This window comes from Pseudoalteromonas spongiae UST010723-006, assembly GCF_000238255.3.
GTDB lineage: Bacteria > Pseudomonadota > Gammaproteobacteria > Enterobacterales > Alteromonadaceae > Pseudoalteromonas > Pseudoalteromonas spongiae.
Map to the genome: position 1 here is coordinate 2842439 of NZ_CP011039.1, position 26980 is coordinate 2869418.

The window sequence follows — 26980 nt, forward strand, 5'->3', positions numbered from 1 at the left end:
AAATCGCAGGTTATAAAAAAACCGGCTATTGCCGGTTTTTGCGATTACTTAACCACTTTTAAATGAGAACCACGCTTTTTCGGTGGTTCATCATTACCATCACCCTCAGATGGTGTTTCTTGTGATTCAACCTCTGCTGGTTCTTCATATTCTGAAAAGTCTTCAGGGGTAAACACTGTACCTTCGCCATTTTCTCTTGCGTAAATAGCAAGTACGGCGCCAATTGGTACCACCACACGCATTGGCTGACCACCAAAACGTGCATTAAAGCTTACTTCATGATTATCCATATGAAACTGTGCAACCGCACTTGGGTTGATGTTCAACACAATTTGTCCGTCTTGCACAAACTGCATTGGCACAGTAACATTTGGAAATTCAGCATTCACCACTAAATGCGGTGTACATTGATTGTCTACAATCCAATCAAAGAAAGCTCTCAGTAAATAAGGGCGATTAGAAGTCATTAAAGTCGAATCTCGCGCTCAGCTTCAGTTAATGATGCTTGGAACGACTCACGCTCAAATAAACGCATCATGTAGTCTTTAAGCTCTTTGCTACCTTGACCTGTAAGTTCAATGCCGAACTCAGGTAAGCGCCATAGTAGTGGTGCTAGGTAACAATCAATTAAGCTGAACTCTTCGCTCATAAAGTAAGGCGCTTCACCAAAAATAGGTGCAATCGCTAATAAACCTTCAGTTAACTCACGACGTGACGCGTCAACATCAACACCTGCTTCAATTTTCTTAGCAAGGCTATACCAGTCGTTTTCGATGCGGTGCATCATTAAACGGCTGCGACCACGCATAACTGGGTATACAGGCATTAGTGGTGGGTGAGGAAAACGCTCGTCAAGGTATTCCATGATGATGTTTGCTTCGTATAAACCAAGCTCACGATCGATCAATGTTGGTACAGTGCCGTAAGGGTTAATTTCATGTAACGCTTCTGGCAAATTGTCCTTTTCTGCTAGGTGAATATCAACACTTACGCCTTTCTCTGCAAGTACGATACGCACTTGGTGGCTATACATACAGTTTTCACCAGAAAACAGTGTCATCACAGGGCGCTTATTGGCAGCTACAGCCATGCTTTCCTCCAGTATATTAAAAACAGCAATAGGGGCTTAAGCCCCTATTACAAATTTTGTGCTAAAAAGTGTGCAAATTAATGCACATCTCTCCAGTATTCTTTCTTCAGTAAGAACGCTAGGATAAACAGGATTACTAGGAAACCTAATACCTTATAACCAATCGCTTCTGACTGTAAACGTGTTGGTTCACCAACATACGCTAAGAAGTTAGTTAAGTCACGTACCGCTTGGTCGTACTCGTCATCGCTCATTTCGCCTGAACCATCAGTCGTAATTTCAACAACTTTCTTAACTTTAACGCCGTGTTCTTCAACCTCTTCGAAACGCGCAGTAGGTACACCTTGCAACTCTTGCAATACGTGTGGCATACCAACCGATGGGAATACAGTGTTGTTTACACCAAATGGACGACTTTCATCAACATAGAAAGACTTCAGGTAAGTGTAAATCCAATCTGCACCACGAACACGTGCTACTAATGTTAGATCTGGTGGCGCAGCACCAAACCATTTTGCAGCATCGTCTTGCTCGATTGCGTTAAGAATGTGGCTACCTACTTTTGAACCATCAAAAATAAGTTGCTCTTCGCCCACTTTAGTAGGAATACCGATATCACGGAATGTACGTTCATAACGCTGGTACTGCATTTGGTGGCAACCTAAGCAGTAGTTCATGAACGTTTTAGCACCACGTTGTAACGATGCTTTGTCCGTTAAATCATGATTCGCTTCTAAAAGTGGAACCGACGGGCCTGCTGCCATTGTTAGTGAAGGCAACAAAGCGAATAAACCAATAATTAGCTTTTTCATCATTTCGTTAACCTCTCTGGCACTGGCTTAGTCTTTTCGTTTTTACTGTAGAAGAACAGTAATACGAAGAACATAAAGTAAGTTACAGTCGTAATTTGTGATAACACAGTTTTAAAGTCTGTTTGTGGTGTCGCACCAACCCAACCTAGGATGATGAAAGTAACAACAAACTGAGCAATGTTTAACTTGTGGAAGCCACAACGGTAACGAATTGATTTCACTTTACCACGGTCAATCCAAGGTAGTAACGCAAGCACAACAATTGATGCACCCATCGCGATTACACCTAGTAGCTTATCAGGGATAGCACGTAGGATTGCGTAGAATGGTGTGAAGTACCAAACAGGGAAAATATGCTCAGGCGTCTTCAACGGGTTTGCAGCTTCAAAGTTTGGCGCTTCTAGGAAGAAACCACCCATCTCTGGCGCAAAGAAAACAACCCAGCAGAACAAGATTAAGAAACCTGTTACACCCACAATATCTTTTACTGTGTAGTAAGGGTGGAACGGAATCGCGTCAACGATATCTTTCTTATCTGTGTAGTATTCATGGAACTTGAATTTAGCTTTATCTTCTTCAGCAACAGTGCCTTTCTTACGTTTAATTTCAACACCGTCTGGGTTGTTTGAACCCACTTCGTGAAGTGCAATAATGTGTAAGAAAATTAAGATAACAAGTACCAGTGGTAATGCAATTACGTGTAGTGCGAAGAAGCGGTTAAGCGTTGCACCAGAGATTACGTAGTCACCACGGATCCACTGAGTAAGGTCTTCACCAATCACTGGAATAGCACCAAATAGCGAGATAATTACCTGAGCACCCCAGAAAGACATTTGTCCCCAAGGTAGTAAGTAACCCATAAATGCTTCAGCCATTAGCGCTAAGAAGATAAACATACCGAATAACCACAGTAGTTCACGTGGTTTTTGGTAAGAACCGTAGATCATGCCACGGAACATGTGCAGGTATACAACAACGAAGAATGCAGAAGCACCCGTTGAATGTAAATAACGCAGTAACCAGCCGTATTCTACATCACGCATGATGTATTCAACTGAAGCAAACGCGCCTTCTGCTGAAGGAACATAGTTCATTGTTAACCAAATACCCGTTACGATTTGGTTAACAAGTACTAACATGGCTAATGAACCAAAGAAGTACCAGAAGTTAAAGTTTTTTGGCGCAGGATATTGTGCAATGTGCATATTCCAAACGCGAGTCATCGGAATACGCTGATCAATCCAATCGATAATATTCGCAAACATTACGCAGCCCCTTCTTCTCCACCAACTAAAATAGTGGTGTCATCGATAAATGTGTAAGGAGGGATTTCTAGGTTTAATGGTGCTGGTACAGCTTGGAAAACACGGCCAGCCATATCAAACTTAGAACCATGACAAGGACAGAAGAAACCATCTTCAGTACCTTCAACCTTTTCACCAAAACCACCGTTAAGGAAAGTTGGTGAACAACCCAAGTGAGTACAAATACCAACAGCAACAAAGATATTCTCTTTTTGCGAACGGTACGCATTTTGTGCGAACTCTGGTTGTTGTGGCTCTTCAGAATTAGGATCACGAAGTTGACCTTCGTGAGCTTTCATCTGCTCAAGCATTTTTGGTGTACGATTAATAACCCAAACAGGCTTACCTCGCCACTCAACACGAATTAATTGTCCTGGCTCAAGCTTTGAGATATCAACTTCTACAGGCGCGCCTGCAGATTTTGCTCTCTCACTTGGGTTCCACGACGCGATAAAAGGAACAGCAGCCCCTACAGCTCCCACACCACCAACAACAGAAGTTGCGATAGTTAGAAAGCGACGGCGGCTATTGTCTACTGGCGCATTGCTCATCCACTCATCTCCACTATGATTCTCAACACTTGCCATATTGAGAACATCAGTTACAGCAGTTTAAATTTTGACTTTACAAAATAGGTGCGATCATAAATAAAAGCCTTGATTAAAACAAGGTTATACCGGTCTTCAAGCACAATTAAATTGTATTTTAGTTCGATTTATTTGAAATCACGAACACACAGCCTAAAACTGTGAAAATTCTGTGCTTTTACAGAGCCTACCCAAAATTGAGTGAGCGTGTCCTGATAGAGATCAAAACTCCGTAGAAGTATGCGTGAAATTCAAAGTAATTAGTCGCTAAATTATGCTTTTCGAGCCACATTTGATGCATGCCAGAGTATAGCAACCTGCGGGAGGATTAACCAATGAAATAAGCGAGGAAATTCCTCGCTTTAGACTAATTTGTGACTAAAATGTGAAACTAAAACCAACTGACGGGCGCATTTCAAAGTCATCGCTCTCTTCTTTCAAAATCAAGTCATCGGTTGACTGCACCTTTGCGTAATCAAGGTCAATATACGCCGTATTGTCTTTAGCGTATAAATTCATTACTTCTAAAATCAGCAACGCATCTAGCCCAAAGAAATCCGTTTTGCGTTCAAAGCGCAAATCTAAACGGTGATAAGCATCAAAACGCTCAGAGAATGGTTCGCCATATTCCGGTAAAAAATTCCCCTCAAATTCAGGGTTTTCACGCACACCTACAATAGGTGTGTAAGATTGACCACTGCGTGCTGTGAAGTTAAAGCCACCATTCCAGCGTTCGCTAATTTGGTAATTAAACACCATATTAAACACTAGCGGTGTGTCAGCATAGTAGTCTCGAGTGATATTACGGCGTTCATCCGTACGTTCACTTTTACCGTAACTTAAACTCATCCAGCCGTACCAACGGTCGGTTTTGTTTTTATTAATAAGTAAATCAACACCATAAGCTCTACCCGTTACATCGTTGCTATAACGTAAATGCTGATCCACATCGTTTGCAGTCAGTGCTAAAGGTAAATCGTCCATGGTTTTGTAATAGGTTTCAATTGACCAACTCCAGTCATCCGCCAAAAACTGCTGATAACCAACAACCGACTGATTTGCTGTTTGCGACTTTAAGTTGGGGTTACCTGTGTCTTCTAAAATCGTACCAATATCTTGCAGGCGATTGTAACTGCCATATTTAACCCACACTGATTGATCTTGATTAATGTGATAGGTTAATCCTAAACGCGGGTGAGTAAACGACTCATCGCTGTAATCATTTTTTTGATGTTGTACGCCAATGTCGGCAATTAACGAGTCGGTTATCGTGTATTGATAATTTGCGCCAATAAAGTAACTACCAATATCGACTTCTCGTTTACCTGCTATGCGCTCTCCTTTGGCAAGCTCGCAATCTGGATCTAATTCTGTACAGACATAGAGAAAAGTATCATATTCATAGCTTATCGTTTTATCAAAATAAGCGGCATCAAATGTAAGTAAGTCATCACCTACCACATTTATACTTACACGCCCTTTGTAGGTAAGTAGCTCTTCTTTTTCTTCTTCAAAATATCCCTTGGGTGTTAACTTGCTGCGCCCATAATCTAATCGACCCGAATGTGTTAACGAGCCAACCCCCACTTTTGCTTGATAACCTTTACCATAATGATCCCAAATAACATTTTGGCTATCGAAGGAACGCGCAAAATCTGCATCGCCTTGAAAGTCAGGATTCTTAAGTGATAAATCCGCGCGTTCACTAAAACTTGCTGCGGCACTGTCTTCTGCGCCAGTAAACAACACACTTAACACATTGTTGTTATTAATATCCAAAACAAATTTGCTTTGGTAATCATAGTCATCGGGAGCATCGTTTATTGTAATGCCTGTGTTTTCGCCATCTTCGTCTTCAATTTCCTCACCTTCTGAGAAAAACAACGGAAGCGTACTTTTTCGCCCAGACAGATAAAATGAAATATCGTCGGTGATTGCACCTTCAACAAAAACCCCCGCTTTAAACATAGTAAAATCAAGCGTGGTTTTAATATCCTGATTTTTTGGGTTACGCAGTGTGACGTCAAACACCGCCCCAGTTGCATCACTAAAGCTAGTGCCATAGCCCGCAGAATAAAGGCGAAAGTCCTGCACCAAATACTTATTAAAAATCGAGCTGCCAAAGTCATGGAAAATATAGCCTGCAGGCATAAAGTCGACTTCAAAATAGTTATCATCTGGCGATGAGCCACGTACAGCGGGTTCACCCATTGAGCCTCCGGCTGCTACGACACCAGGCAATGCATATACAGCAAGCAAAGGATCACCCAAAGCACCCGGCATATTGATCAGCTTTTCAGCATCTTCGGTAATTTCAGTAAGTACACTTGAACGCTTCGATACTACTTGAATGCGTTCAATTTGTTCGCCTTTAACTTGTTCAGCCAAAGCATTAGTTGCAAATACACTCGTCACAGCCAGCGCGACTAAAGAGATCGGTTTAAATGAAGTCATATCACTTCCTTGATACGGATTAGTTGAGTAAGAAGTTAACGCGGGAAATAATACCCATACTCTCTGTAAGTGACTGTGGGAAAATGTTGAGAAATGTAGGGTGCCGTAACAAAACCGTTAAATAGTAATTTTTAAAAATAGTGACTTTCTGACAAACACGAATTTTAGGCAATAAAAAACCCGAGTATAAACCCGGGTTTTGTAATTCTTGTAAACGTAAAAAATTAACGTTTTGAGAATTGAGTGTTCTTACGTGCTTTCTTAAGACCCACTTTCTTACGCTCAACTTTACGAGCGTCGCGAGTAACGAAGCCAGCTTTACGAAGTGAAGAACGAAGAGACTCGTCAAACTCCATAAGCGCACGAGTAATACCGTGACGGATAGCACCCGCTTGACCAGTAGAACCACCACCTTCAACAGTGATGTAAAGGTCAAACTTTTCAGTCATTTCAACTAGCTCTAGTGGCTGACGAACAACCATGCGAGAAGTTTCGCGACCGAAGTATTCTTCGATAGAACGTTGATTGATTACGATGTTGCCAGTACCTGGGCGTAAGAATACGCGAGCACTTGAACTTTTACGACGACCTGTACCGTAGTATTGATTTGCCATGAGTTATGCTCCTTAAATGTCCAGTACTTGAGGCTGTTGAGCAACGTGTGCGTGCTCTGAACCTGCGTATACTTTTAGTTTACGGTACATTTCACGACCTAGAGGGCCTTTTGGTAACATACCTTTAACTGCTTTTTCGATGATCATTTCAGGCTTTTTAGCTTGAAGCTTATCGAAAGTGATAGACTTAAGACCACCTGGGAAACCAGTGTGAGCATAGTACATTTTATCAGTCGTCTTGTTACCTGTTACAGTAACTTTCTCAGCGTTAATAACGATGATGTAATCACCAGTATCTACGTGAGGAGTATATTCAGCTTTATGCTTACCGCGTAGACGGCGAGCGATTTCAGTAGCGATACGACCTAAAGTTTTGCCTTCAGCGTCAACTACGTACCAGTCACGTTTTACAGATTCTGGCTTAGCAACAAACGTTTTCATTTATTAAAAATCCAATGTTTACAATTTAAAAACCACAAGCAGAAAAATTTCTGCTGCTCTATTACACTTGCTTCAACCCCTTCGAGCTCAAGACTTAAAACCCTCAGCTGTGGCTAAACTAACCGAGGTAGAACGGTAAGTGGCGGACGCGGAGTATAGCAAGAGCTGGATAGTTTTTCTACTAATAATTTGAGGAAAATAAAGGTTTTTGGCTACTAGCATGGGGTTTGGTAGGATTTTGAAAGATTGAACAAAACCTCAGCATTTACTTCTTTGTATATTTATAAACCCCATCCATGGGGCTCATGTCACTTTTCTTTATTGCAAGGTCCCTCTTTACATCTAAAGACTGCCTACGGCATTCTAATTTGCTCCCGACAAATTAGTGCTTCGCCAAAGATAAAGTAACCAAAAGAAAGGCGACCGTACAATCAAACTCGATCCTCAAAGTAGCTTTTAATTTAAAGATAAACGTCATAAATCGATATCCCTATCTCAGTATGACTTACTCGACACGCTCCGCTTCCTGTCTCGTATTGTTAATTAAAACCTACTTTTAAGGTTGGTTAAAACGGAATTACTAGCCGAAACTTGTTCGTTTCAAGACACTATTCACCCAAGCCTAAGCATGGCTTGCTCGACCGCTTCGCTCCCTGTCTCACATTATTCATTTAAATCCCTTTTTCAGGCTTGATTAAAGGGTTCTAGGATAATATCCCCATCAGAATTATTGTTTAATCGTTACATCTTCTTCGTTTAAATCTATGTCATAAACTGTACTTATTGCATCAGACTTGGTACAAACATGTCTTACCGCTCTTGTATGAATCGTGGGGCCCTTTTTACAAGTAATATTTTGCGCTTTCATACCGTATCGTCGAATATATTCATTAACAATAGAATCAATTTCACTTTTCATTTGAACGGGAGCCGCTTCGTAAAACTGTCGATATTGCTCTGACCATTCTTCAGTCTCAACTTCAGTTGCTACACCTAACCACCCCATTCCAATAAGTGTTGATTGCGGAACATGCTGCCCCTTGAGAAACATAAAAGCTAGAGTGTATTGTGAACCTTTATATCCCCAAGCCGCAGGCTTATTTAATAATCTTAAAGCATTTTCATAATCACCCTTCTGGTAACTTTGAATGCCGTTTATTTCCATCAACTCAAGTGATAACTGTGATTCCGTTTGAATACTTGCTGAGTTGTTAGACTTGCACCCTGACAAAATCAATAAACAGATACTAGCGAATAAATAACGATTCATTGAATTTAAATCCCTTTCTAGTTTTTAACCGCAAAATTTTAACTACTTATTTAAAATATTCAAATATTAATCAACCAGTTAGTTAAACTGATTGGCTGCATTATAGACAATCATTATTCACCGGGGTTTTTAGCCCCTTAAATCAAACCTGAAAATGAGGTTTTAAGTGAATAATGCGCGACAGGGATGTTGCTTGATGGCGTTTATGTTCACAATTAAAACTTATTTGAAGATAGGTTTGATTTCGGGGCGCCGAGGGGTTCCAAGGGGAGGCCGGCGTTAGCTTCCCTTTGGCTGCCGTCGCCAGCGCGGCAGACATGGTTTCAGTAAACTCAATTGCCCAGACGTGATTCTTTAGTCCATTGCTATGAAACAAGTTCAGAACGACACAACAAAGTAAGACTAACCTCCCACTTCCACAACAAAATAAACTACCGTACAATCAAACACTCACCCAGCAACCTCCCCTGTATTGCTACACACATAAAATAATCACCATAAGAAAAAGATCATGTATTTAAAATCACTGCATACAGCAATACTATTTTCAAGCTCTGCGCTTTACGCTGGGCAAACCCTCGATGCAAGCCAATGGCGCTATGCAGTAGACCCGCACGGCAGTACTGCAAGTTATGAAAAGCCCTTAGTTAAAGAAGAGTATGTGGGGATTGCTTTCAACCGAGTACCCCGCGTTGATGCACAGAATAATTCGTGGGTAGAGTTAATTTACGATCTGCCGAATAAATCATTAAACGACATTGCGAATATTGAACTAACCTACCAAAGCGACAAACCGCTTGTGGTTAAGTTATCGCAGAAGGATTATGGTGGAAAAGGTGATAAAAGCTATGCACACTATCAAACGCTTTTGCCAAGCGCTAATCAATGGCAAACGCACACTCTGACCTTAGATGATTTCAACCGCCCAGAATGGACGCCAAGCTGGTCAAAGGATAAAGGCATTATAAAAGCCAATGTTTCTGCACTTTATTTTGTGCCAAATCTAACCGATGAGAAAGGCGGTAACGCCTGGGTAAAAATAAAAAGCGTAAAGTTGAATCAAGAATAAATAGTATTGAGAAGCGAGATCGTCATATCTCGCTTCTTTTTATAGATTAAGCTAAGTGCTCGCGCCCTAAATACTCTAAGCTTTGCATTTCTTGTAAGCGGCTGATACAGCGCTTAAATTCAAAGTCTAAAATACCACCAGTATAAAGCTCTTCTAATGGTGCAATCGCTGAAATGATTAAAGTTACATTACGCTCATAGAACTCATCAACTAAAGCAATAAAACGGCGCGCTGCGTCGTCATTAGCATGTTCCGACCCCATATGAATTACATTTGATAGCAACACAGTATGATAAATACGACTGAGTTCCATGTAATCTACTTGGCTACGCGCAGTTTCACATAACTCGCTAAATTCGAACATCACTATGCTGTCAGCTTCTTTGCGCGTCGTAAGGTTACGTCCCTCAATTTCAATCACCTTATCTAAGCAACCGGCTTCAGGTGATAATTTATCGAAATACTCAAATAAATTTTTATCTGCTTGTGCATCTAAAGGGCTGTGATAGATTTCTGCTTGCTCAAGTGTACGCAAACGGTAATCAATGCCCGAATCAACATTAACCACCTCAGTATTCGCATTAACTAAATCAATTGCTGGCAAAAAGCGAGCACGCTGTAAACCATTGCGATAGAGCTCATCAGGCACAATATTGGATGTAGCAACGAGTACTATGCCGCGCTTAAACAGCTCTTGCATTAAACCGCCCAATAGCATAGCGTCGGTAATATCTTGCACAAAAAACTCATCAAAGCAGATGATATCCGCTTCGCTTTTAAATTTATCAGCAACTTTTTCAAGCGGATCTTTTACGTCTTTTAGCTGCTTTAATTCATCATGTACACGGTGCATAAAACGGTGAAAGTGCACTCGCATTTTGCGCTCAAACGGCAGCGAATCAAAAAACGTATCAACCAAATAAGTCTTACCACGCCCAACCCCGCCCCAAAAATACAAGCCTTTGATCGGCTTTACTTCTTGTTTTGAAAAAAGGCTGGCAAAAAAGCCTTTTTTAGCCGGTGGCTGTGCAGTTAAATCGTCGTACAAACGTTGCAAATGACGCACTGCATTTTCCTGCGCAGCATCGTGGTGGAAGTCATCGCGAGTTAAATCTTGTTGATATTTTTGCCAAGGGGTCATGATAAATACAAAGCGTTACTGAAATTTTGATGTAAAATATTAACACGAGCGCAATCAAAGCGTATATTTAAACTATCTATTTTAAAAAATTATAAGGCTTTATAGTATGAGTACAGCCATTTGGATCACCCTATTAGTAGTCACTGCCGTTGCTAGCTTTTTTATCGGAAGCCTAATTACCAAACGTCAATACGAACATGATGAGCTCGAAAAAGAAGTAGAAAAAGCACAAGGTGACCTTGAGCAATTTAAACAAGATGTGGCCGACCATGTTGCTCACACCAATAAACTTGTTAATAAAATGCAAGACAGCTACGTACAGCTAGTTAAGCATATGGAAGAAACTAACAAGTTATTAGTTGCTGAAAAAAACGTTGAAGTCGTACCTTTCTTCTCACAAGAAGCTAACGAGATTTTGTCTGAGACACGTAATAACGACAAAACTCGCTCTGAGTTATTAGCACGAAACGCTGAATTACAAGCAGCACCAGCCGACTTTGTCACTGGCGAATCGGGCATTTTTAGAGGTAACAGCTCAGAAAACAAGCAAACAGAAAGTGCTTAATCGCATCTTGATGAACTTTTTTTTGACCCCATAGTCATTATAAGTAACTGGCTGGTTTGCCGCTAACAACAAAAAGCAAATCAGCTACCCTTTTGATTTAAGGAGCGTTATTTTGACTATGAAAACTAAATTTACCGTTTTAAGTGCAGCAATACTATCTGCAACTATTTTAGTTTCACCGGCAATTAGCCATGCAAAATTACCTGTTTCGGTTAACGGACAACAACTGCCAACGCTAGCGCCTATGCTAGAACGTGTGACCCCCGGTGTTGTAAGTATTCGCGTCTCTGGTTCAAAACAAGTACGCCAACGCGTTGACCCGTTTGATTTCTTTTTTGGTAACCCGCAGCGCCAACCCCGCGCCGAAAAACGCCCGTTTAGTGGCTTAGGCTCTGGCGTAATTATCGACGCAAAAGACGGTCATATCGTTACCAACAACCATGTTATTCAAGACGCTGAAAAAATTATTGTAACCTTACAAGATGGCCGCGAATTTGAAGCCAAGTTAGTTGGTAGCGATCCTCAGTCTGATATCGCATTACTTGAAGTAGAAGGCGATGATTTAACTGAAGTAAAACTGGCTGATTCAGACGAACTACGTGTCGGTGATTTTTCAGTGGCGATTGGTAACCCATTTGGGCTAAGCCATACAGTAACTTCAGGCATAGTAAGTGCGCTTGGTCGCTCGGGCTTAAACATTGAAGGTTACGAAGACTTTATTCAAACCGATGCGGCAATTAACCAAGGTAACTCTGGCGGTGCACTGGTAAATTTAAACGGTCAACTAATCGGTATTAACACTGCAATTTTAGGCGCTTCTGGCGGTAACGTTGGTATTGGTTTTGCGATTCCATCAAACATGATGAAAAGTCTTGTAGACCAAATTTTAGAGTTCGGTGAAGTTCGTCGCGGTAGCTTAGGTATTCGCGGTGGTGATGTGAATGCAGGCGTAGCGGAAGCATTTGACCTAGAAACCAAACAGGGCGCTTTCGTAAACGCGGTTGATGAAGATAGCCCTGCTGAAAAAGCAGGTTTAAAGGTGAATGACGTAATCACCAGTATCGATGGTAAGAAAATCCATAGTTTCTTAGAGCTACGCAGTAAAATCGCAACCGCTGGCGAAGGTAAAACGGTTAAGTTAGGAATTATTCGTGACGGCAAGAGCAAAACCGTTAAGGTTAAACTAGGCGGGATATCAGATGTTGCAACCTCGGCAGATAAACTACATCGCAATTTAACGGGTGCAACGCTAGAAGCCGGCGAAACGAGCGATGGTAAAGAAGGTGTGTTGATTAAATCGATTGATTCTAACCGTGCTCCAGCTGCACGCGTAGGGTTAGAGGAAGGCGATGTAATCTTAATGGTTAACCGCACCCGTGTAGATTCTGTGCGCGACTTAACCAAGGCAGTTGAAGATGTACAAGGTTATATTTTCCTACGAGTTCAACGTGGTTCTCGTATTTTTAACGTACAAATTCAGTAATCTCTGCGGTTCAAAAAATCATACACCTTGCTAATCCAAACGCCCAAAGTAATTTGGGCGTTTTTTTATGGATTAGTGTAAAAACCTGCAACTTGCCGAATAGTCATATTCTTGCCACAATAAACACCCTTTGAAAATAATAATTAACGGCGCAGCGTGTTAAAGAAGCTTCAGTTTTTGCTTACCCCTATTTTATTAGGACTTGGTTTTGCCTTTATCTACCTATTGGTATTTTCACCAGAGTTATTGCGTGAACAGCTTTCAACAAATAAAGCGCCACTTAATGCCAGTCATTTAAGCTTTGCTAACGCGGTAAAAGCCGCATCGCCTGCTGTTGTGAACATATATTCAGAATCAGTTAGTAATCGCCCTCGCAGCCTGCGTCCATCAACTCCGGTAAGAGAGCTTGGCTCTGGCATTATCATGTCCAAAAAAGGCTATATTCTCACTAACTATCACGTTATTAATAACGCGGACCAAATTTTAGTTGTACTAAACGATGGCCGACAATTTACTGATGTACAGCTTATTGGTTTTGACGTACCTACGGATTTGGCATTATTAAAAATAACCGCTGAACATCTACCGGAAATCCCAACCAATAACGACTTTATTCCACAAGTGGGCGACGTTATTTTAGCAATTGGTAATCCATTAAACTTAGGTCAAACAATTACGCAAGGCATTATTAGTGCCACTGACAAAACTAATATTGCGCAAACCCGCCATACCCGTTTTTTACAAATGGATGCCGCGGTTAATACCGGTAATTCGGGTGGTGCAGTGATTAATACCAACGGTACGCTAGTGGGCATTACCTCAGCTAAGTTTAAGCATGCACGCAATTTAGAAGTGCAAGGTATTTTCTTTGCGGTTCCCTATTCGCTTGCCAAAGAAGTGATGGACAAAATCATCAAGTATGGCCGTGTTATTCGTGGCTATATTGGCTTTGACGCCGACCCTGTCGACAGTTCAGGTCGTTTTGTGAGAAACAATCACACCCCGGTGTATGGCATGCGCATTGCTCGCCTTGACCCGCTGGGCCCTGCATGGCAAGCAGGCTTTGAACTCAACGATATCGTGACAAAAATCGACGGTAAAAAAGTAGTGAATACCAATACAACATTGGAATTAGTAACGAACACACCTCCAGGTAGCGTATTAAACTTTACAATTATTCGTGAAGGTAAAGTTATTGAAGTGCCAGTCACTGTTGGTGAGTTACAGTTCTAAAATAGTAGCTATATAAACAAAAAGGCCGCATATGCGGCCTTTTTTGATTCTTCAATAATTTAGGTTATTAACTAGGGTCTGTTGACCTTTCAAGTTCGTTTTTGCAGCAGTTTGATTGGGTTTTATACAAGGCAGAGGCTGCGTGGCATAGTTATTCTATGTGAGCCAGCCGATAACACAGTAGAAAACCCAACCAAGCGCTGCCGAACGGTTCTTTTGAGCGCACTTTTCTCATTGTTGCTCGATATTCGCTTAGATTACTAGGCCACACATCGAGCGCCGCGATAAAAGCACGCTCAAACAGAACAAAAATAGAACAGCAAAGATCAACAGACCCTAAGCTTTGCGACGCTTAATTTTAACGCCTAAACCACCCAGTTTATCTTCAATGCGCTGATAGCCTCGATCAACATGGTAAATGCGGTCTACCACGGTTTCACCTTGTGCAATCGCACCTGTCAGTATCAAACTCGCAGAAGCACGAAGGTCTGTAGCCATTACCTGTGCGCCACTAAATTGCTCAGTGTGCTCACAAATTGCGGTATTACCTTCTAAGCGAATATTCGCTCCCATACGCTTTAGTTCAGGCACATGCATAAAACGGTTTTCGAAAATCGTTTCGGTAATCGTTGCACTGCCTTCAGCAACCACATTTAACGCTGTAAATTGAGCTTGCATATCGGTTGGAAAGCCCGGGTGCGGAGAGGTTTTAATATTAACCGCTTTTGGCATGCGGCCTCGCATATCAAGGTAAATACTGTTATCCGCAAGCTCAATGTGTGCGTTAGCATCACGTAGCTTTTCAATAACCGGTTCTAAACTAAAGTGGTCAGTGCCATGACATAGCACTTCGCCTTTCGCCATTGCCGCTGCAACTAGGTAAGTACCCGTTTCGATGCGATCTGGCAAAATGCGATGCTGACAACCTTTTAGCGACTCTACACCAGTTACTTCAATACGATCCGAACCTGCACCTGAAATCTTCGCACCCATAGCACTTAGATACTTAGCTAAGTCGGTGATTTCCGGTTCGCGTGCTGCGTTTTCTAATACAGTAACACCGTCAGCTAAGGTTGCCGCCATTAGTAAGTTTTCGGTCGCACCTACACTCACAACATCCATAAAGATATGTGCGCCTTTCAAGCGACCATTTACTTTGGCATTAATGTAACCGCCTTCTACCGTGATCTCCGCGCCCATTTTTTCAAGGCCTGAAATATGAAGGTCAACTGGACGAGCACCAATAGCACAACCACCAGGTAGCGACACCTGTGCCTCACCAAAACGTGCTAACAATGGCCCTAAAGCTAACACAGATGCGCGCATCTGCTTTACAAGCTCATATGGCGCAAGCACTTTATCTATAGTCGCGCCATCAACGATTAAATCATCTTGCTGCCACTCAACTTTAGCGCCTAAAGTTGATAGTAGTGCTTCAGTAGTATTAATGTCGCGCAAACGCGGTACATTGGTAAAACGGCTTTTGCCGTTAGCGAGGATTGCTGCAAATAAAATTGGAAGTGCGGCGTTTTTAGCGCCTGAAATAGTCACTTCTCCGGCAATAGTGCTGCCGCCTTGAATAACAAATTGATCCATTTATGCCACCTATAGCATCATCAATTTGCGATCACGTTCCCATTGCTCTGGCGTGTAGGCTTTTATTGATACGGCATGCATTGTGCCGTCAGAAATCTTTTCCATTAATGGTGCATAAACCATTTGCTGCTGCTTAACGCGCGACGCGCCAGCAAAACACTCACCTACTACAATCAATTCATAATGACTGCCTTCGGCTTTTACTTTAATAAAATCAAGCGATAATGCTTGCGATAAAATATCTTCGACTTGTTTAGGATCCATTAACTCTACTCAAATAAATTCTCTACGTGACCCAATTGCATTAGCTTTTTGAGTTGCTCAGGTAAGTGGACAAGTTTAAGGCTTATATTGTTCCGTTGCAATTGTGAGAAATTATAGATGAGCCAAGCAAGGCCTGCAGTGTCAACTTTCGCAACCTCGCCCAAGTCGAGCGTTAGGGTTGATTGAGTTGGAACTTTGGGTAGTTTAACACTCGGTACTGAGTAGCGATTAAGCTCGCCACTCAATACATAAGTTGTGTCATCAACCGCTTTTAACGTAAGTAAAGACATTACTTATTCACCAGCAAATTGCACTGGCAACTTGCTCTTTTTATCTAGCATATCAATTACGTAACCAAGGCCTTCTGTACGAAGAATACCGTGAAACTCTGATTGCTTTGCATCTAATAAGCTAATGCCTTCAGGTAACATATCGAAGCCTTTCCATTCGCCTGATTTAGTTTTGCGTACTTTAAAGTCGATGTTGATATCTGGCTTACCTGATTCAACAATTTTGGTTTTAACAAGCACTAATTTATCGTCTGAAAAGTCTTGAGCTGGTGCAAATTCTACTTCTTGGCCACGATACTGGGTAAAAATACCCGCATAAGACGTAATTAAGTATTCGCGAAATACATCAATAAAGCGTTTAAGGTTTTCAATTTCCGCCTTTTGCTCTTCTTTATCTTTAATATTACGCACTTTAGAAATATAGCTACCGAGCACACGCTGCGCCGCATAGCGATAATCGATATAAGGAAGTAGTTCTTGCTCAACCACTACTTTCAAATGGTTTTTATCTTGTTCAATAATCGCTTTATCTTGAGTGATACGAGCAAAGGTGTTCTCTGCAACCGTTCTTACCATTAAATACGGGTTGCTTTCGTCCACTTCTTTAGCAACTGATACACTCGATGCCAATACCAGTAAAATCGCAAATAAATATTTCATCATCTTAACTATTAAAATCCTAATTAATCGTTACTTTGGTTAAACAAAAACTGACCAATAAGCTCTTCCAATACCAGAGCTGATTTCGTATCAGTAATAAAGTCACCATCTTTTAAAACCTTTACTTCTTCGAGGCCAAACATTTCACTTAGTTCATCCTCGCCATTCATATCTTTGTGCGCAATCACACCAGGGTTTATACCTAAATACTGCTCACCAAGAATGCCTGAAGTTAATATATTGACCGACGTAGTCTCGGTAAAATTGCTGTATTCTGTCGCAATTTTCATGTGAACAACAGGCACATAGTCCGTAGGATCTAAATTAATTGCTTCAACGCGACCCACTACAACACCACCTACCTTAATTGGTGAGCGCACTTTAAGCGAACCTATATTCTCGAATTTTGCAAAAAGGCTGTAAGTATCGCCGTTTCCACTCATGCCTGCATTGGCTACCTTAAGTGCCAGCATCACAATTGCTGCTATACCTAAACTAACGAAAAAGCCTACTAATATTTCAATTTTCTTCGAATTCATTTTTTACCCTTTACGCGCCAAACATAATTGCTGTTAGCACAAAATCTAATCCCAAAACTGCCAGTGATGACTGCACTACGGTTTCTGTTGTTGCTTTACTAATACCTTCAGAAGTTGGTACACAATCGTAGCCTTTATAAAGTGCAATCCAAGTCACAACAAAAGCAAATACCACAGCTTTAATTGCGCCATTTAAAATGTCTTTTTCAAACGATACTTGTGCCTGCATAATTGACCAGAAACTACCTGAATCCACACCAAGCCAATCAACACCAACAATATGTGCACCAAGAATCGCTACCGCCGAGAAAATCATCGCAAGTAACGGCATACTAATCATGCCAGCCCAAAAACGTGGCGCAATCACACGCTTTAGGGGATCTACAGCCATCATTTCTAAACTAGTTAACTGTTCTGTTGCCTTCATTAAACCAATTTCGGCAGTTAATGCACTGCCTGCGCGACCAGCAAATAACAATGCCGTAACTACTGGGCCTAACTCACGCAATAAGCTCAGCGCAACCAATGGACCAAGACTGTCTTCAGCACCGTAATCAACCAATACTGTGTAGCCTTGCAACGCCAATACCATGCCGATAAAAAGGCCTGAAACTAAAATAATAATCAGTGATAAAAAGCCAACCATATAAAGTTGCTTTATCAATAATGGTGTGCCCTTTTTGAAATTTGGCACACTAAAAATAGCGCCCAACAACATAATTAGCGCACGGCCTATGCCTGCTAGTGTGTCTAGTGTATTGCGGCCGATTGTTTGAATAGTATTAACCACGTTCGCTTCCCATTAATAAATCTTGTTCGTATGGCGCAGCATCAAAGTGGAATGGTACAGGACCATCGGAAAGCCCTTGTAAAAACTGTTGAACTAGCGGCGATTTTGACTGAGCAACCTGTTCAGGTGAACCTTCACCAATCACTCCTTTATCCGCTAAAATCACGACATGATCCGCAATACTCATCACCTCTGTCACATCGTGCGTTACCACCAAAGAAGTGATATTAAGTGTTTGGTTTAATGATTTGATTAACTTAACTAACACGCCCATTGAGATTGGATCTTGGCCCGCAAAAGGTTCATCGTACATGATTAATTCGGGGTCGAGTGCAATTGCCCGTGCCAGTGCCGCACGCCTAGCCATGCCACCTGAAAGTTCTGACGGCATTAAATCACGCGCGCCGCGTAACCCAACCGCTTCTAATTTCATTAATACGATGATACGGATAACGTCTTCTGACAGTTTAGTATGTTCTCGAAGTGGGAAAGCAATATTGTCAAACACACTCATATCGGTAAATAGCGCGCCGCTTTGAAATAACATGCTCATACGTTCACGCGCTTGGTATAACTCACTGCGTGACATTTTGGGAATGCTTTCACCTGAAAACAAAATGTCGCCTGAATCGGGTTTCAGCTGACCACCAATCAAACGCAACATGGTTGTTTTACCAATACCACTTGGTCCCATTATCGCGGTGATTTTTCCTGTAGGAACGCTAAAGCTCATGTTTTGATAAATCACTCTATCGCCACGAGAAAAGGTAACGTCCTTTATTTCAACTAAACTTTGCGACAAGTCGCTCTCCTAGAATTAATTGCGCACTGTATTCTAAGCGTTTTAAAAATGTTGTGAAACCTATGAAAAAGTAAATATTTGTAATAACACTTACAAAAGCTGTGTTTTAAATCCAGATTTGATATTATTTGGTGTTATCTAAATTTTGGTTTTTATTCAATAATGTTGTTATCAATTGCTATTTTAATTGCAGGATTTGTCGGCTTAGTTTGGAGTGCGGATCGCTTTGTTTTTGGTGCGGCTGCACTGGCAAAGAACTATGGTATTCCAACATTAATTATTGGTTTAACAATTGTCGCGATGGGCTCATCGGCACCAGAGATGATGGTATCGGCGCAAGCGGCGCTTGCAAAACAAACAGACACTGCTGTCGGTAACGCGGTTGGTTCAAATATTACTAATATTCTGCTAGTACTTGGTATTACTGCACTGTTGCGCCCGCTGAGTGTGTCATCAAGCACGCTAAAACGTGAAATGCCAGTCGTAATGCTAGTATCCCTTAGTGCTTGGTACATTTTATCGGATAACTATTTAGCATTCGGTGAAGGCATTGCGCTGATGGTGAGTTTCTTCATTTTTATTGCTGCAGTGACCATTATCTCGGTAAAACAAAGCAAAGCAGCCAATGCCGAACACGATCCCTTCGTTGACGAAGCCTGTGACGAAGTGCCTGACAATGTGCGCACACCGATTGCGCTTATGTGGTTAGTTATCGGCATGGCGATTTTACCTATCAGTTCACATTTTATTATTGAATCAGCAACCGACATTGCCAAACTATTTGGTATTAGCGATTTGGTGATTGGCTTAACTATTATTGCAATTGGTACCAGCTTACCTGAACTTGCGGCGTGTGTTGCTGGCGTACTTAAAAATGAAGACGACTTAGCGCTAGGCAACATTATTGGCTCAAATATCTTTAACCTGTTAGCGGTATTGTCGCTTGCGGGCATTATTAATCCATCAAGCGTTGATCCTGCAGTATCGAGCCGCGATATCTTAATTATGTTAGGTGCAACAGCAGCCCTTATTGCAATGAGTTTGAGTATTCGCGGTTCACGCCGTATTAATCGTGTTGAAGGCGGTTTGTTGTTAGCTGCCTTTTTTGGATATCAATACCTTATTTTCTCAACGGTAAGCGCTTAAGGCTAAGTCATGAACTTTATTGCTCGCGGTAAACGCGTTTTAGAAATCGAAAAAAAAGCCATTGAGCAACTCGCTCAATATATCAACGATGACTTTAGCAATGCGTGTCAGTTAATGTATGACTGCAAAGGCCGTGTAATTGTCATTGGTATGGGAAAATCGGGTCATATCGGTAATAAAATAGCTGCCACGTTAGCAAGTACTGGCACACCCGCTTTTTTTGTTCATCCAGGCGAAGCAAGTCACGGCGACTTAGGCATGATCACACAAGATGATGTGCTATTGATGATCTCTAATTCAGGTGAAACCGCAGAAGTGATTAACCTGATCCCCGTAATCAAGCGCATTGGTGCAAAAATCGTGGGCATGAGTGGCAAGCAACACTCAACTCTTGCACAACAATCTAATGTGCATATTTGTATCGCAATTTCAGAAGAAGCCTGCCCTTTAGGGCTAGCACCTACAGCAAGTACTACTGCAACACTGGCGATGGGCGATGCGATTGCTGTCGCATTACTTGAAGAAAAAGGCTTTACCGCCGATGATTTTGCTTTATCACACCCTGGCGGCAGTTTAGGTAAGCGCCTATTGTTAATGCTTAAAGACATTATGCATCAAGGCGAAGCATTACCTGTGGTCGCTGAAAACACAACGGTTAAAAACGCTCTGTTAGAAATGACAACCAAAGGGCTTGGTATGACAGCAGTTGTCGACAATAACGGATTACTTTCAGGTATTTTTACCGATGGTGACCTGCGCCGGATTTTAGAACAACGCATTGATATTCACGCTACAGCTATTTCAGAAGTGATGACTAAACAGTGCACAACAGCAAATGAATCGATGCTTGCTGCTGAAGCCTTAAACATAATGGAACAAAAGAAAATAAACGGTTTGCTTGTAGTTGACCAGCAACAACAGCCAATTGGCGCACTTAATATGCAGGATTTACTTAAGGCAGGTGTTTTATGAGTTTAACTGCATCACAACAGCTTTTTAACGAATTATATGCACAAACTAGTGCTGACGTATTTGCAAAAGCAAGCAAAATTAAACTGTTAATTTGCGATATCGATGGCGTATTTTCTGATGGTCGCATTTACCTTGGTAATGATGGCGAAGAACTTAAAGCATTTCACACTAAAGATGGTTTTGGTATTAAGTCGCTTATCAATAGTGGCATACAGGTTGCGGTAATTACTGGGCGCAACTCAAAGATTGTGGAAAACCGCATGAAAAGCCTTACTGTTCAGCATATCTATCAAGGGCAAGAAGATAAAATAGTCGCTTTTAATAACTTAAAGCACACGCTATCACTTGATAACGAAAACATTGCTTATATTGGCGACGATAGCCCTGATTTACCCGTAATGGAATTAGTTGGCTTTGCCGTAGCAACCAATGATGCTCACCCTCTGGTAAAACGCATCGCTGATTATAAAACTACCATGCTAGGCGGTTTTGGCGCTGTAAGAGAACTGACCGATTTAATTATGCTGAGCCAAGACAAAACACTCAGCCACGCAGGCAGTAGCAGCTAATGTCGGCGCGTATTGCACTTACTATACTTTTCACCATTGCCATGGTTTGGCTTTGGTTGCCTTACTTCTTTACTCCCAAAGAACCAAAACCGATTGTTGAAAACGTTGCCAGTATTCCTGATTACATTGCAACCGACTTAAAACAAACCAACTTTAATGAATCTGGTACTGTCAGCCATAAAGTGATGGCGCGAAAAATGTCGATGTATCAAGATTTGGGGTTTACCCACTTTGAAAAACCACAATTTACTATTTTTTCAGAACAAGGTGTGTGGCAGCTCACAGCCGATGAAGCCACGCTCTACAATAACGAAAAGCTCATTTTGGAACAAAACGTTATTGCCAAAAGTCTAACGCCCAATATCATGCTCAATACAATTGAAGCGGCAAGCGTAGAATATTTAATTAATAGCAAACTAATGACTTCTCAATCCGAAGTAAAAATGACAGGTCCGGGACTTGAAATTAAAGGACAAGGCCTCAATGCTAATTTAGAAGAGCAAGTTATTAAGTTAATAAACCATACAAAGACCACTTATTATGACCAATAACATGACGAAATTACTGTCAATCGCTGGACTAGCTGTCACTTTGTGTATCACAAGTGGACACGCTATCGCTGAGCAGATCAAACTTAAGCATCCACTTGAGATTGACGCCGATGAGCAAGCTGCTCGCTTAAAAGAAAATGTCGGTATTTTTCGCCATAATGTACAAATTAAGCATGGCAATATGACCATCACCGCCGATTACCTTGAAGCACATAAACGAGCAGAGTTAGGAGATAACCAGCAATTACTTATTGCCAGTGGTGATCCGGTAAAATTTAGTGCTGAACAAGAAGATGGATCAATCATTGTCGCAAGTGCTAAAAAAGTCACTTATGACGTGGCTAAATCATTATTTACAATGTCTGGTGGCGCTAAATTTCAACAAAATGGCGACATGATGTCAGCAGATACCATCATCTATGATCGCGCTGCTGAAACAGTGACGTCTAAAAAAGCTGAAAACTCAACTAACCAAGTAAAAACCATCATCAATACGCAAAATGAACAAGGCGGACAATGAGCACATTAATTGCCGAAAAGCTGGCTAAAAGTTACAAATCACGCCAAGTGGTAAAAAATGTTGGCTTAGAAGTGAAAGCTGGTAGTATCGTTGGTTTGCTTGGTCCTAACGGTGCCGGTAAAACAACGACGTTTTACATGATTGTTGGTTTAGTACCGAGCGACAATGGCGTTATTCGTATTGACGATAATGACATTACATTGCAACCAATGCATAGTCGCGCCCGTTTAGGTATTGGTTATTTACCGCAAGAATCGTCGATTTTTAGAAAGCTTACTGTGTATCAAAACATCATGGCGATTCTAGAGACACGCAAAGAACTTAATCGTGTGCAACGTGAAGAAGCGCTCGATGATTTATTAGAAGAATTTAACATTGGCCATATCCGAGATTCACAGGGTATGGCATTGTCGGGCGGTGAACGTCGTCGTGTGGAAATTGCGCGCGCATTAGCCGCAAACCCCAAATTTATCCTGTTAGATGAACCTTTTGCTGGTGTTGATCCTATTTCAGTGATAGATATAAAGAAAATAATTGAGCATTTGAAAAATCGCGGCATTGGCGTGTTAATAACAGACCACAACGTGCGTGAAACCTTAGATGTATGTGAAAAAGCCTACATTGTTTCTCACGGCGAATTAATCGCATCTGGCACAGCTGAAGACGTTTTAAACAACCAAAAAGTACGCGATGTATACCTAGGTGAACAATTCAGACTATAGTAATAGTTATAGGCCTTAAATTTGGAATTGAATTGTTAACTAGCGGCTTGAAATCGAAAGAAGGATTAGAATAACTACATGAAGCAATCTTTACAGCTTCGCCTTGGGCAGCAACTAACAATGACTCCACAATTGCAACAGGCTATTCGCTTGTTGCAGCTGAGTACGTTAGATTTGCAGCAAGAAATTCAAGAAGCGCTTGATGCCAATCCTTTACTTGAAGAAGACATTGACTACAGTGACGATAAACAAAACAACGAAAACACTGAGTCAAACAAAGACGAATCAATAAATGGCGATGATGTTGAAGCAGCGCCAAGCCAAAGTGAAATAGAATCAAGCGACGCACTTAGCAACGAGAATATTTCTGACGATTTAGCTATGGATGTGTCGTGGGATGATTATATCAGCGCCGCACCTGTTTCTGTCAGTAACGCCCCAGCTCCTGACAACGATACTGTGTATCAAGGCTCAACCAGCGAATCATTGCAAGATTACTTAATGTGGCAATTACGCTTAACGCCGTTCAGCGACACCGACGAGATGATCGCAACCACCATTGTTGAGGCGGTAGACGATTCAGGTTATTTAACACAAAGTAGCGAAGAAATTTTAGAAGCGGTACAGCAATCTGACGACCAAGAACAAATTGAACTAGACGAAGTTGAAGCTGTACTTAAACGCGTTCAACTCTTTGACCCTGTTGGTATTGCTGCTCGTTCGTTACAAGAATGTTTATTGATCCAGCTCAATCAGTACGACAAAAATACCCCTTGGCTAAACGAAACAAAGAGCGTAATCTCAAACCATATGGAACTTTTAGGATTACGTGATTATCGTACAATAATGAAGAAGGCTAAACTCAAGGAGCCTGAGTTAAAAGAAGTCTTAACATTAATACATAGCCTTAATCCAAAACCAGCTGAAAGCATCATAAAAGAAGAACCTGAATATGTGGTTCCCGATGTTTCAGTAAAGAAAATTAAAGGACGCTGGCGCGTTGATTTAAACAACGATAGCATGCCAAAGATCCGCGTGAATGAACAATATGCTGCGCTTACTCGCTCGATGAAATCAAGCACTGACAGCCAGTTTATTCGCAACCATTTACAAGAAGCAAAATGGTTTATTAAAAGCTTAGAAAGTCGCAATGATACTTTATTAAAAGTAGCCAATTGCATTGTTGAACAACAACAGGCATTCTTTGAATATGGTGACGAAGCAATGAAACCTATGGTTTTAAACGACGTTGCCGAAATGGTCGAGATGCATGAGTCGACTATCTCGCGTGTAACAACGCAAAAATACATGCATACACCACGTGGCATTTATGAGCTTAAATACTTTTTTTCAAGCCACGTTAGCACGGAAAATGGGGGTGAGTGTTCATCTACCGCGATTCGAGCACTGATCAAAAAGCTAGTTGCGGCGGAAAATCCAGCTAAACCATTAAGTGATAGCAAGATTACCGACTTACTAGCAGAACAAGGAATTAAAGTGGCGCGACGCACTATCGCAAAATACCGTGAGTCGCTATCCATACCACCGTCTAATCAGCGCAAGAGCCTGATCTAGACCAAATAGAAGGAAAATGCTTATGCAATTAAACTTAACAGGTCGTCACGTAGAAATTACTGATTCTTTAAGAGACTATGTCACTAACAAATTTGCAAAACTAGAGAGGCATTTTGATCATATAAATAACGTGCACGTTATTCTAGATATTGAAAAACTATCACAAAAAGCAGAAGCTACTATGCATGTTAACGGTGGCGAATTGTTTGCCTCTACCGAGCATCAAGATATGTATGCAGCAATCGATGGCCTGGTCGACAAACTAGACCGCCAAGTAATTAAGCACAAAGAGAAACTTTCTCGCCACTAAAATGAAATTAACCGATATTATTGCTGAGGACTGCGCTAAAACCGCGGTCCTTTTTAATAGCAAAAAAAGACTGTTTGAATTTATTAGCGACCTTGCCCATCAGCAAGCCCCTGATATTACTTCTCAAGAGTTTCTTGAAGCCTTGCTGCAACGCGAAAAACTAGGTAGCACGGGTATTGGTAAAGGCCTCGCCATTCCTCATGGCCGCATTGATGGCCTACAAAATACCATTGGCTTTTTAATTGTAAATCAGTCACCTATTCCGTTTGATGCCATCGACGATAAAGACGTTGATATTTTTATCGTACTGCTCATACCAGAACAAAAGTGCCAGCAACATTTGCAGACTTTAGCCACCATCGCTGATAAACTAAAAGATAAGCAGTTTTGCCGTCAACTACGTCACGCTGAAAATAATCATCAGCTATATCAAATCATTAGTAGTGAGGCGAGTTAACTAAGGGAGATGTAAGTGCAACTTATTTTAGTCAGTGGTCGTTCTGGTTCAGGAAAAACAGTCGCACTCAGAGTATTGGAAGATCTCGGGTATTATGTTGTTGACAATATTCCTGTTAATTTATTGCCTTCGTTGATCCGCTCAGTTTCAGATAAATACGACAAAATTGCAGTGAGTGTTGATGCTCGTAATATGACTAAAGAGCCAGAGGAAATAGAAGAAGTACTCGACTATTTACCTGGTTTTGCAACACCAACCTTATTTTACCTTGATAGCGATGACAGCACGCTAATTAAGCGCTTTTCAGAGACGCGCCGCTTGCATCCGTTATCACTGAATAATATCTCCCTTGAAGAAGCCATTGAAGCTGAGAAAAAGCTGCTCGATCCTATCGCCTCACAAGCGGATATCTTTATTGATACAACAGGCTTAAGTGTTCACCAACTTGCCGATAGCATACGAGAGAAAGTACTCGGTAAAAAATCAAATCAGTTAATTATCACGTTTGAGTCATTCGGTTATAAACACGGTATTCCAAAACATGCTGACTATGTTTTTGACGCCCGATTTTTACCAAACCCGCATTGGGAGCCTGCTCTTAAGCCATTAACAGGGTTAGACCAACCAGTGATCGACTTCCTTTCTAGCCAGCCTGTAGTTCATAAATTTGCATGGCAAGTGCAAACCTTTATTGAAACTTGGTTACCGCATTTAGAGCGTAATAACCGTAGCTATTTAACCGTTGCAATTGGCTGTACTGGCGGCCAGCATCGTTCAGTTTATTTAGCGCAAACACTGGCTGATAGCTTCGCCAAACACCATAAAAACGTAAAAGCCCACCATCGTGAGCAAGTAAACAAATAAGCATAAGCGACTATTATGTCAGTTGAAAAACGATTTTTAATCGAAAACAAGTTAGGGCTACATGCTCGCGCTGCAACCCAACTAGCAAAGCTCGCAATGGCATTTGATGCGAAAATTAGTTTATCCCAAGGCGGTAAAACGGCTGAAGCTGATAGTGTATTGGGTTTAATGCTGTTAGAAAGCTCGCAAGGTAAAGAGGTATTAGTGCGTTGTGAGGGTCCTGACCAAGATCAAGCGTTACTTGCCATAGGCGATTTAATTCAAGCTAAGTTTAACGAAGACGAATAAAC

32 protein-coding genes are annotated in these 26980 nt (G+C 41.4%); 15 read left to right on the top strand and 17 right to left on the bottom strand.

The window, feature by feature from the left end:
• Window positions 1-44 precede the first annotated feature (44 nt).
• The 9 genes from PSPO_RS13060 to PSPO_RS13100 form a co-directional block, all read right to left on the bottom strand.
• Window positions 45-467 (bottom strand): ClpXP protease specificity-enhancing factor, encoded by a 423-nt coding sequence (locus tag PSPO_RS13060; RefSeq protein WP_010561597.1) that lies wholly within the window; start codon window positions 465-467, stop codon window positions 45-47.
• On the bottom strand, window positions 467-1090 hold the full coding sequence (gene sspA, locus PSPO_RS13065) for a stringent starvation protein SspA (RefSeq protein ID WP_010561596.1): 624 nt from the start codon (window positions 1088-1090) through the stop codon (window positions 467-469). Before sspA ends, PSPO_RS13060 begins: the two co-directional genes overlap by 1 nt.
• 77 nt (window positions 1091-1167) lie before the next feature.
• Window positions 1168-1905 carry a cytochrome c1 gene (locus PSPO_RS13070; protein ID WP_040641442.1) on the bottom strand — a complete coding sequence of 246 codons (738 nt, stop codon included), beginning with the start codon at window positions 1903-1905 and terminating at the stop codon, window positions 1168-1170.
• Window positions 1902-3167 carry a cytochrome b gene (locus tag PSPO_RS13075; protein ID WP_010561594.1) on the bottom strand — a complete coding sequence of 422 codons (1266 nt, stop codon included), beginning with the start codon at window positions 3165-3167 and terminating at the stop codon, window positions 1902-1904. The genes PSPO_RS13070 and PSPO_RS13075 overlap by 4 nt, the downstream gene beginning before the upstream one ends.
• Entirely contained in the window at window positions 3167-3757 is a 591-nt protein-coding gene (gene petA / locus PSPO_RS13080; RefSeq protein ID WP_010561593.1) for a ubiquinol-cytochrome c reductase iron-sulfur subunit, read from the bottom strand. Before petA ends, PSPO_RS13075 begins: the two co-directional genes overlap by 1 nt.
• A gap of 414 nt (window positions 3758-4171) precedes the next feature.
• Window positions 4172-6247, bottom strand: a complete 2076-nt coding sequence (locus PSPO_RS13085; protein ID WP_010561592.1) for a TonB-dependent receptor plug domain-containing protein — start codon at window positions 6245-6247, stop codon at window positions 4172-4174.
• 224 nt (window positions 6248-6471) lie between these two features.
• Complete coding sequence (gene rpsI / locus PSPO_RS13090) at window positions 6472-6861, bottom strand: 30S ribosomal protein S9 (RefSeq protein WP_010561591.1); 390 nt, start codon at window positions 6859-6861, stop codon at window positions 6472-6474.
• 12 nt (window positions 6862-6873) lie between these two features.
• Window positions 6874-7302: a 50S ribosomal protein L13 gene (gene rplM / locus PSPO_RS13095; RefSeq protein WP_010561590.1), complete on the bottom strand. Its 429-nt coding sequence runs from the start codon at window positions 7300-7302 to the stop codon at window positions 6874-6876.
• A 727-nt stretch (window positions 7303-8029) separates the two neighbouring features.
• Window positions 8030-8572 (bottom strand): SEL1-like repeat protein, encoded by a 543-nt coding sequence (locus tag PSPO_RS13100; protein WP_010561589.1) that lies wholly within the window; start codon window positions 8570-8572, stop codon window positions 8030-8032.
• A 511-nt stretch (window positions 8573-9083) separates the two neighbouring features.
• Here PSPO_RS13100 and PSPO_RS13105 point away from each other — a divergent pair.
• Window positions 9084-9641, top strand: a complete 558-nt coding sequence (locus tag PSPO_RS13105; protein ID WP_010561588.1) for a hypothetical protein — start codon at window positions 9084-9086, stop codon at window positions 9639-9641.
• 46 nt (window positions 9642-9687) lie between these two features.
• Here the strand turns inward: PSPO_RS13105 and zapE are convergent, their stop codons facing one another.
• A complete protein-coding gene (zapE, locus tag PSPO_RS13110) occupies window positions 9688-10782 on the bottom strand; it encodes a cell division protein ZapE (protein ID WP_010561587.1) in 1095 nt (364 codons plus the stop codon).
• Between the two features lie 106 nt (window positions 10783-10888).
• Here zapE and PSPO_RS13115 point away from each other — a divergent pair, with 106 nt between their 5' ends.
• From PSPO_RS13115 to PSPO_RS13125, 3 genes are all read left to right on the top strand, one after another.
• On the top strand, window positions 10889-11347 hold the full coding sequence (locus PSPO_RS13115) for a ZapG family protein (RefSeq protein WP_010561586.1): 459 nt from the start codon (window positions 10889-10891) through the stop codon (window positions 11345-11347).
• Window positions 11348-11465: 118 nt separating this feature from the next.
• Window positions 11466-12830 (top strand): DegQ family serine endoprotease, encoded by a 1365-nt coding sequence (locus tag PSPO_RS13120; RefSeq protein WP_010561585.1) that lies wholly within the window; start codon window positions 11466-11468, stop codon window positions 12828-12830.
• A gap of 156 nt (window positions 12831-12986) precedes the next feature.
• Window positions 12987-14063, top strand: a complete 1077-nt coding sequence (locus PSPO_RS13125) for a trypsin-like peptidase domain-containing protein (protein WP_010561584.1) — start codon at window positions 12987-12989, stop codon at window positions 14061-14063.
• Window positions 14064-14399: 336 nt separating this feature from the next.
• Here PSPO_RS13125 and murA read toward each other — a convergent pair whose 3' ends face one another.
• From murA to mlaF, 7 genes are read right to left on the bottom strand one after another with little or no spacing between them, the layout of a single operon-like run.
• Complete coding sequence (gene murA, locus PSPO_RS13130) at window positions 14400-15659, bottom strand: UDP-N-acetylglucosamine 1-carboxyvinyltransferase (RefSeq protein ID WP_010561583.1); 1260 nt, start codon at window positions 15657-15659, stop codon at window positions 14400-14402.
• A 9-nt stretch (window positions 15660-15668) separates the two neighbouring features.
• Complete coding sequence (locus tag PSPO_RS13135) at window positions 15669-15923, bottom strand: BolA family protein (RefSeq protein ID WP_010561582.1); 255 nt, start codon at window positions 15921-15923, stop codon at window positions 15669-15671.
• Between the two features lie 5 nt (window positions 15924-15928).
• Window positions 15929-16213 carry an STAS domain-containing protein gene (locus PSPO_RS13140; protein WP_010561581.1) on the bottom strand — a complete coding sequence of 95 codons (285 nt, stop codon included), beginning with the start codon at window positions 16211-16213 and terminating at the stop codon, window positions 15929-15931.
• Between the two features lie 3 nt (window positions 16214-16216).
• Window positions 16217-16876: an MlaC/ttg2D family ABC transporter substrate-binding protein gene (locus tag PSPO_RS13145; protein WP_021032995.1), complete on the bottom strand. Its 660-nt coding sequence runs from the start codon at window positions 16874-16876 to the stop codon at window positions 16217-16219.
• Window positions 16877-16896: 20 nt separating this feature from the next.
• The gene (gene mlaD / locus PSPO_RS13150) at window positions 16897-17412 is read right to left on the bottom strand and encodes an outer membrane lipid asymmetry maintenance protein MlaD (protein WP_010561579.1); all 516 of its coding nucleotides are present in this window, start codon (window positions 17410-17412) and stop codon (window positions 16897-16899) included.
• Between the two features lie 10 nt (window positions 17413-17422).
• The gene (gene mlaE, locus PSPO_RS13155) at window positions 17423-18202 is read right to left on the bottom strand and encodes a lipid asymmetry maintenance ABC transporter permease subunit MlaE (RefSeq protein ID WP_010561578.1); all 780 of its coding nucleotides are present in this window, start codon (window positions 18200-18202) and stop codon (window positions 17423-17425) included.
• The gene (gene mlaF, locus PSPO_RS13160; protein WP_010561577.1) at window positions 18195-19004 is read right to left on the bottom strand and encodes a phospholipid ABC transporter ATP-binding protein MlaF; all 810 of its coding nucleotides are present in this window, start codon (window positions 19002-19004) and stop codon (window positions 18195-18197) included. Before mlaF ends, mlaE begins: the two co-directional genes overlap by 8 nt.
• Before the next feature lie 162 nt (window positions 19005-19166).
• Here mlaF and PSPO_RS13165 point away from each other — a divergent pair, with 162 nt between their 5' ends.
• From PSPO_RS13165 to PSPO_RS13215, 11 genes are all read left to right on the top strand, one after another.
• Window positions 19167-20150, top strand: a complete 984-nt coding sequence (locus tag PSPO_RS13165; RefSeq protein WP_010561576.1) for a calcium/sodium antiporter — start codon at window positions 19167-19169, stop codon at window positions 20148-20150.
• Window positions 20151-20159: 9 nt separating this feature from the next.
• Complete coding sequence (locus PSPO_RS13170; RefSeq protein WP_010561575.1) at window positions 20160-21122, top strand: KpsF/GutQ family sugar-phosphate isomerase; 963 nt, start codon at window positions 20160-20162, stop codon at window positions 21120-21122.
• Window positions 21119-21691, top strand: a complete 573-nt coding sequence (gene kdsC / locus PSPO_RS13175) for a 3-deoxy-manno-octulosonate-8-phosphatase KdsC (RefSeq protein WP_010561574.1) — start codon at window positions 21119-21121, stop codon at window positions 21689-21691. The genes PSPO_RS13170 and kdsC overlap by 4 nt, the downstream gene beginning before the upstream one ends.
• Window positions 21691-22242, top strand: coding sequence for an LPS export ABC transporter periplasmic protein LptC (lptC, locus tag PSPO_RS13180; RefSeq protein ID WP_010561573.1), 552 nt, complete (start codon window positions 21691-21693; stop codon window positions 22240-22242). The genes kdsC and lptC overlap by 1 nt, the downstream gene beginning before the upstream one ends.
• Window position 22243: 1 nt before the next feature.
• On the top strand, window positions 22244-22762 hold the full coding sequence (gene lptA / locus PSPO_RS13185) for a lipopolysaccharide transport periplasmic protein LptA (protein ID WP_158523448.1): 519 nt from the start codon (window positions 22244-22246) through the stop codon (window positions 22760-22762).
• Window positions 22759-23484 carry an LPS export ABC transporter ATP-binding protein gene (lptB, locus tag PSPO_RS13190; protein WP_010561571.1) on the top strand — a complete coding sequence of 242 codons (726 nt, stop codon included), beginning with the start codon at window positions 22759-22761 and terminating at the stop codon, window positions 23482-23484. Before lptA ends, lptB begins: the two co-directional genes overlap by 4 nt.
• A 78-nt stretch (window positions 23485-23562) precedes the next feature.
• Entirely contained in the window at window positions 23563-25059 is a 1497-nt protein-coding gene (locus tag PSPO_RS13195) for an RNA polymerase factor sigma-54 (RefSeq protein WP_010561570.1), read from the top strand.
• Between the two features lie 22 nt (window positions 25060-25081).
• Entirely contained in the window at window positions 25082-25369 is a 288-nt protein-coding gene (gene hpf, locus PSPO_RS13200; RefSeq protein WP_010561569.1) for a ribosome hibernation promoting factor, read from the top strand.
• A gap of 1 nt (window position 25370) precedes the next feature.
• Window positions 25371-25826 (top strand): PTS IIA-like nitrogen regulatory protein PtsN, encoded by a 456-nt coding sequence (gene ptsN / locus PSPO_RS13205; protein ID WP_010561568.1) that lies wholly within the window; start codon window positions 25371-25373, stop codon window positions 25824-25826.
• A 15-nt stretch (window positions 25827-25841) separates the two neighbouring features.
• Window positions 25842-26690: an RNase adapter RapZ gene (gene rapZ / locus PSPO_RS13210; RefSeq protein ID WP_010561567.1), complete on the top strand. Its 849-nt coding sequence runs from the start codon at window positions 25842-25844 to the stop codon at window positions 26688-26690.
• Window positions 26691-26705: 15 nt separating this feature from the next.
• On the top strand, window positions 26706-26978 hold the full coding sequence (locus PSPO_RS13215; RefSeq protein WP_010561566.1) for an HPr family phosphocarrier protein: 273 nt from the start codon (window positions 26706-26708) through the stop codon (window positions 26976-26978).
• Window positions 26979-26980: the final 2 nt, after the last annotated feature.

Excerpts from the sequence above, each read along its gene's own strand:
- PSPO_RS13060 (WP_010561597.1), bottom strand. The coding sequence starts at position 467 with ATGACTTCTAATCGCCCTTATTTACTGAGAGCTTTCTTTGATTGGATT.
- sspA (WP_010561596.1), bottom strand. The coding sequence starts at position 1,090 with ATGGCTGTAGCTGCCAATAAGCGCCCTGTGATGACACTGTTTTCTGGT.
- PSPO_RS13070 (WP_040641442.1), bottom strand. The coding sequence starts at position 1,905 with ATGATGAAAAAGCTAATTATTGGTTTATTCGCTTTGTTGCCTTCACTA.
- PSPO_RS13075 (WP_010561594.1), bottom strand. The coding sequence starts at position 3,167 with ATGTTTGCGAATATTATCGATTGGATTGATCAGCGTATTCCGATGACT.
- petA (WP_010561593.1), bottom strand. The coding sequence starts at position 3,757 with ATGAGCAATGCGCCAGTAGACAATAGCCGCCGTCGCTTTCTAACTATC.
- PSPO_RS13085 (WP_010561592.1), bottom strand. The coding sequence starts at position 6,247 with ATGACTTCATTTAAACCGATCTCTTTAGTCGCGCTGGCTGTGACGAGT.
- rpsI (WP_010561591.1), bottom strand. The coding sequence starts at position 6,861 with ATGGCAAATCAATACTACGGTACAGGTCGTCGTAAAAGTTCAAGTGCT.
- rplM (WP_010561590.1), bottom strand. The coding sequence starts at position 7,302 with ATGAAAACGTTTGTTGCTAAGCCAGAATCTGTAAAACGTGACTGGTAC.
- PSPO_RS13100 (WP_010561589.1), bottom strand. The coding sequence starts at position 8,572 with ATGAATCGTTATTTATTCGCTAGTATCTGTTTATTGATTTTGTCAGGG.
- PSPO_RS13105 (WP_010561588.1), top strand. The coding sequence starts at position 9,084 with ATGTATTTAAAATCACTGCATACAGCAATACTATTTTCAAGCTCTGCG.
- zapE (WP_010561587.1), bottom strand. The coding sequence starts at position 10,782 with ATGACCCCTTGGCAAAAATATCAACAAGATTTAACTCGCGATGACTTC.
- PSPO_RS13115 (WP_010561586.1), top strand. The coding sequence starts at position 10,889 with ATGAGTACAGCCATTTGGATCACCCTATTAGTAGTCACTGCCGTTGCT.
- PSPO_RS13120 (WP_010561585.1), top strand. The coding sequence starts at position 11,466 with ATGAAAACTAAATTTACCGTTTTAAGTGCAGCAATACTATCTGCAACT.
- murA (WP_010561583.1), bottom strand. The coding sequence starts at position 15,659 with ATGGATCAATTTGTTATTCAAGGCGGCAGCACTATTGCCGGAGAAGTG.
- PSPO_RS13135 (WP_010561582.1), bottom strand. The coding sequence starts at position 15,923 with ATGGATCCTAAACAAGTCGAAGATATTTTATCGCAAGCATTATCGCTT.
- PSPO_RS13140 (WP_010561581.1), bottom strand. The coding sequence starts at position 16,213 with ATGTCTTTACTTACGTTAAAAGCGGTTGATGACACAACTTATGTATTG.
- PSPO_RS13145 (WP_021032995.1), bottom strand. The coding sequence starts at position 16,876 with ATGATGAAATATTTATTTGCGATTTTACTGGTATTGGCATCGAGTGTA.
- mlaD (WP_010561579.1), bottom strand. The coding sequence starts at position 17,412 with ATGAATTCGAAGAAAATTGAAATATTAGTAGGCTTTTTCGTTAGTTTA.
- PSPO_RS13165 (WP_010561576.1), top strand. The coding sequence starts at position 19,167 with ATGTTGTTATCAATTGCTATTTTAATTGCAGGATTTGTCGGCTTAGTT.
- PSPO_RS13170 (WP_010561575.1), top strand. The coding sequence starts at position 20,160 with ATGAACTTTATTGCTCGCGGTAAACGCGTTTTAGAAATCGAAAAAAAA.
- kdsC (WP_010561574.1), top strand. The coding sequence starts at position 21,119 with ATGAGTTTAACTGCATCACAACAGCTTTTTAACGAATTATATGCACAA.
- lptC (WP_010561573.1), top strand. The coding sequence starts at position 21,691 with ATGTCGGCGCGTATTGCACTTACTATACTTTTCACCATTGCCATGGTT.
- lptA (WP_158523448.1), top strand. The coding sequence starts at position 22,244 with ATGACGAAATTACTGTCAATCGCTGGACTAGCTGTCACTTTGTGTATC.
- lptB (WP_010561571.1), top strand. The coding sequence starts at position 22,759 with ATGAGCACATTAATTGCCGAAAAGCTGGCTAAAAGTTACAAATCACGC.
- PSPO_RS13195 (WP_010561570.1), top strand. The coding sequence starts at position 23,563 with ATGAAGCAATCTTTACAGCTTCGCCTTGGGCAGCAACTAACAATGACT.
- hpf (WP_010561569.1), top strand. The coding sequence starts at position 25,082 with ATGCAATTAAACTTAACAGGTCGTCACGTAGAAATTACTGATTCTTTA.
- ptsN (WP_010561568.1), top strand. The coding sequence starts at position 25,371 with ATGAAATTAACCGATATTATTGCTGAGGACTGCGCTAAAACCGCGGTC.
- PSPO_RS13215 (WP_010561566.1), top strand. The coding sequence starts at position 26,706 with ATGTCAGTTGAAAAACGATTTTTAATCGAAAACAAGTTAGGGCTACAT.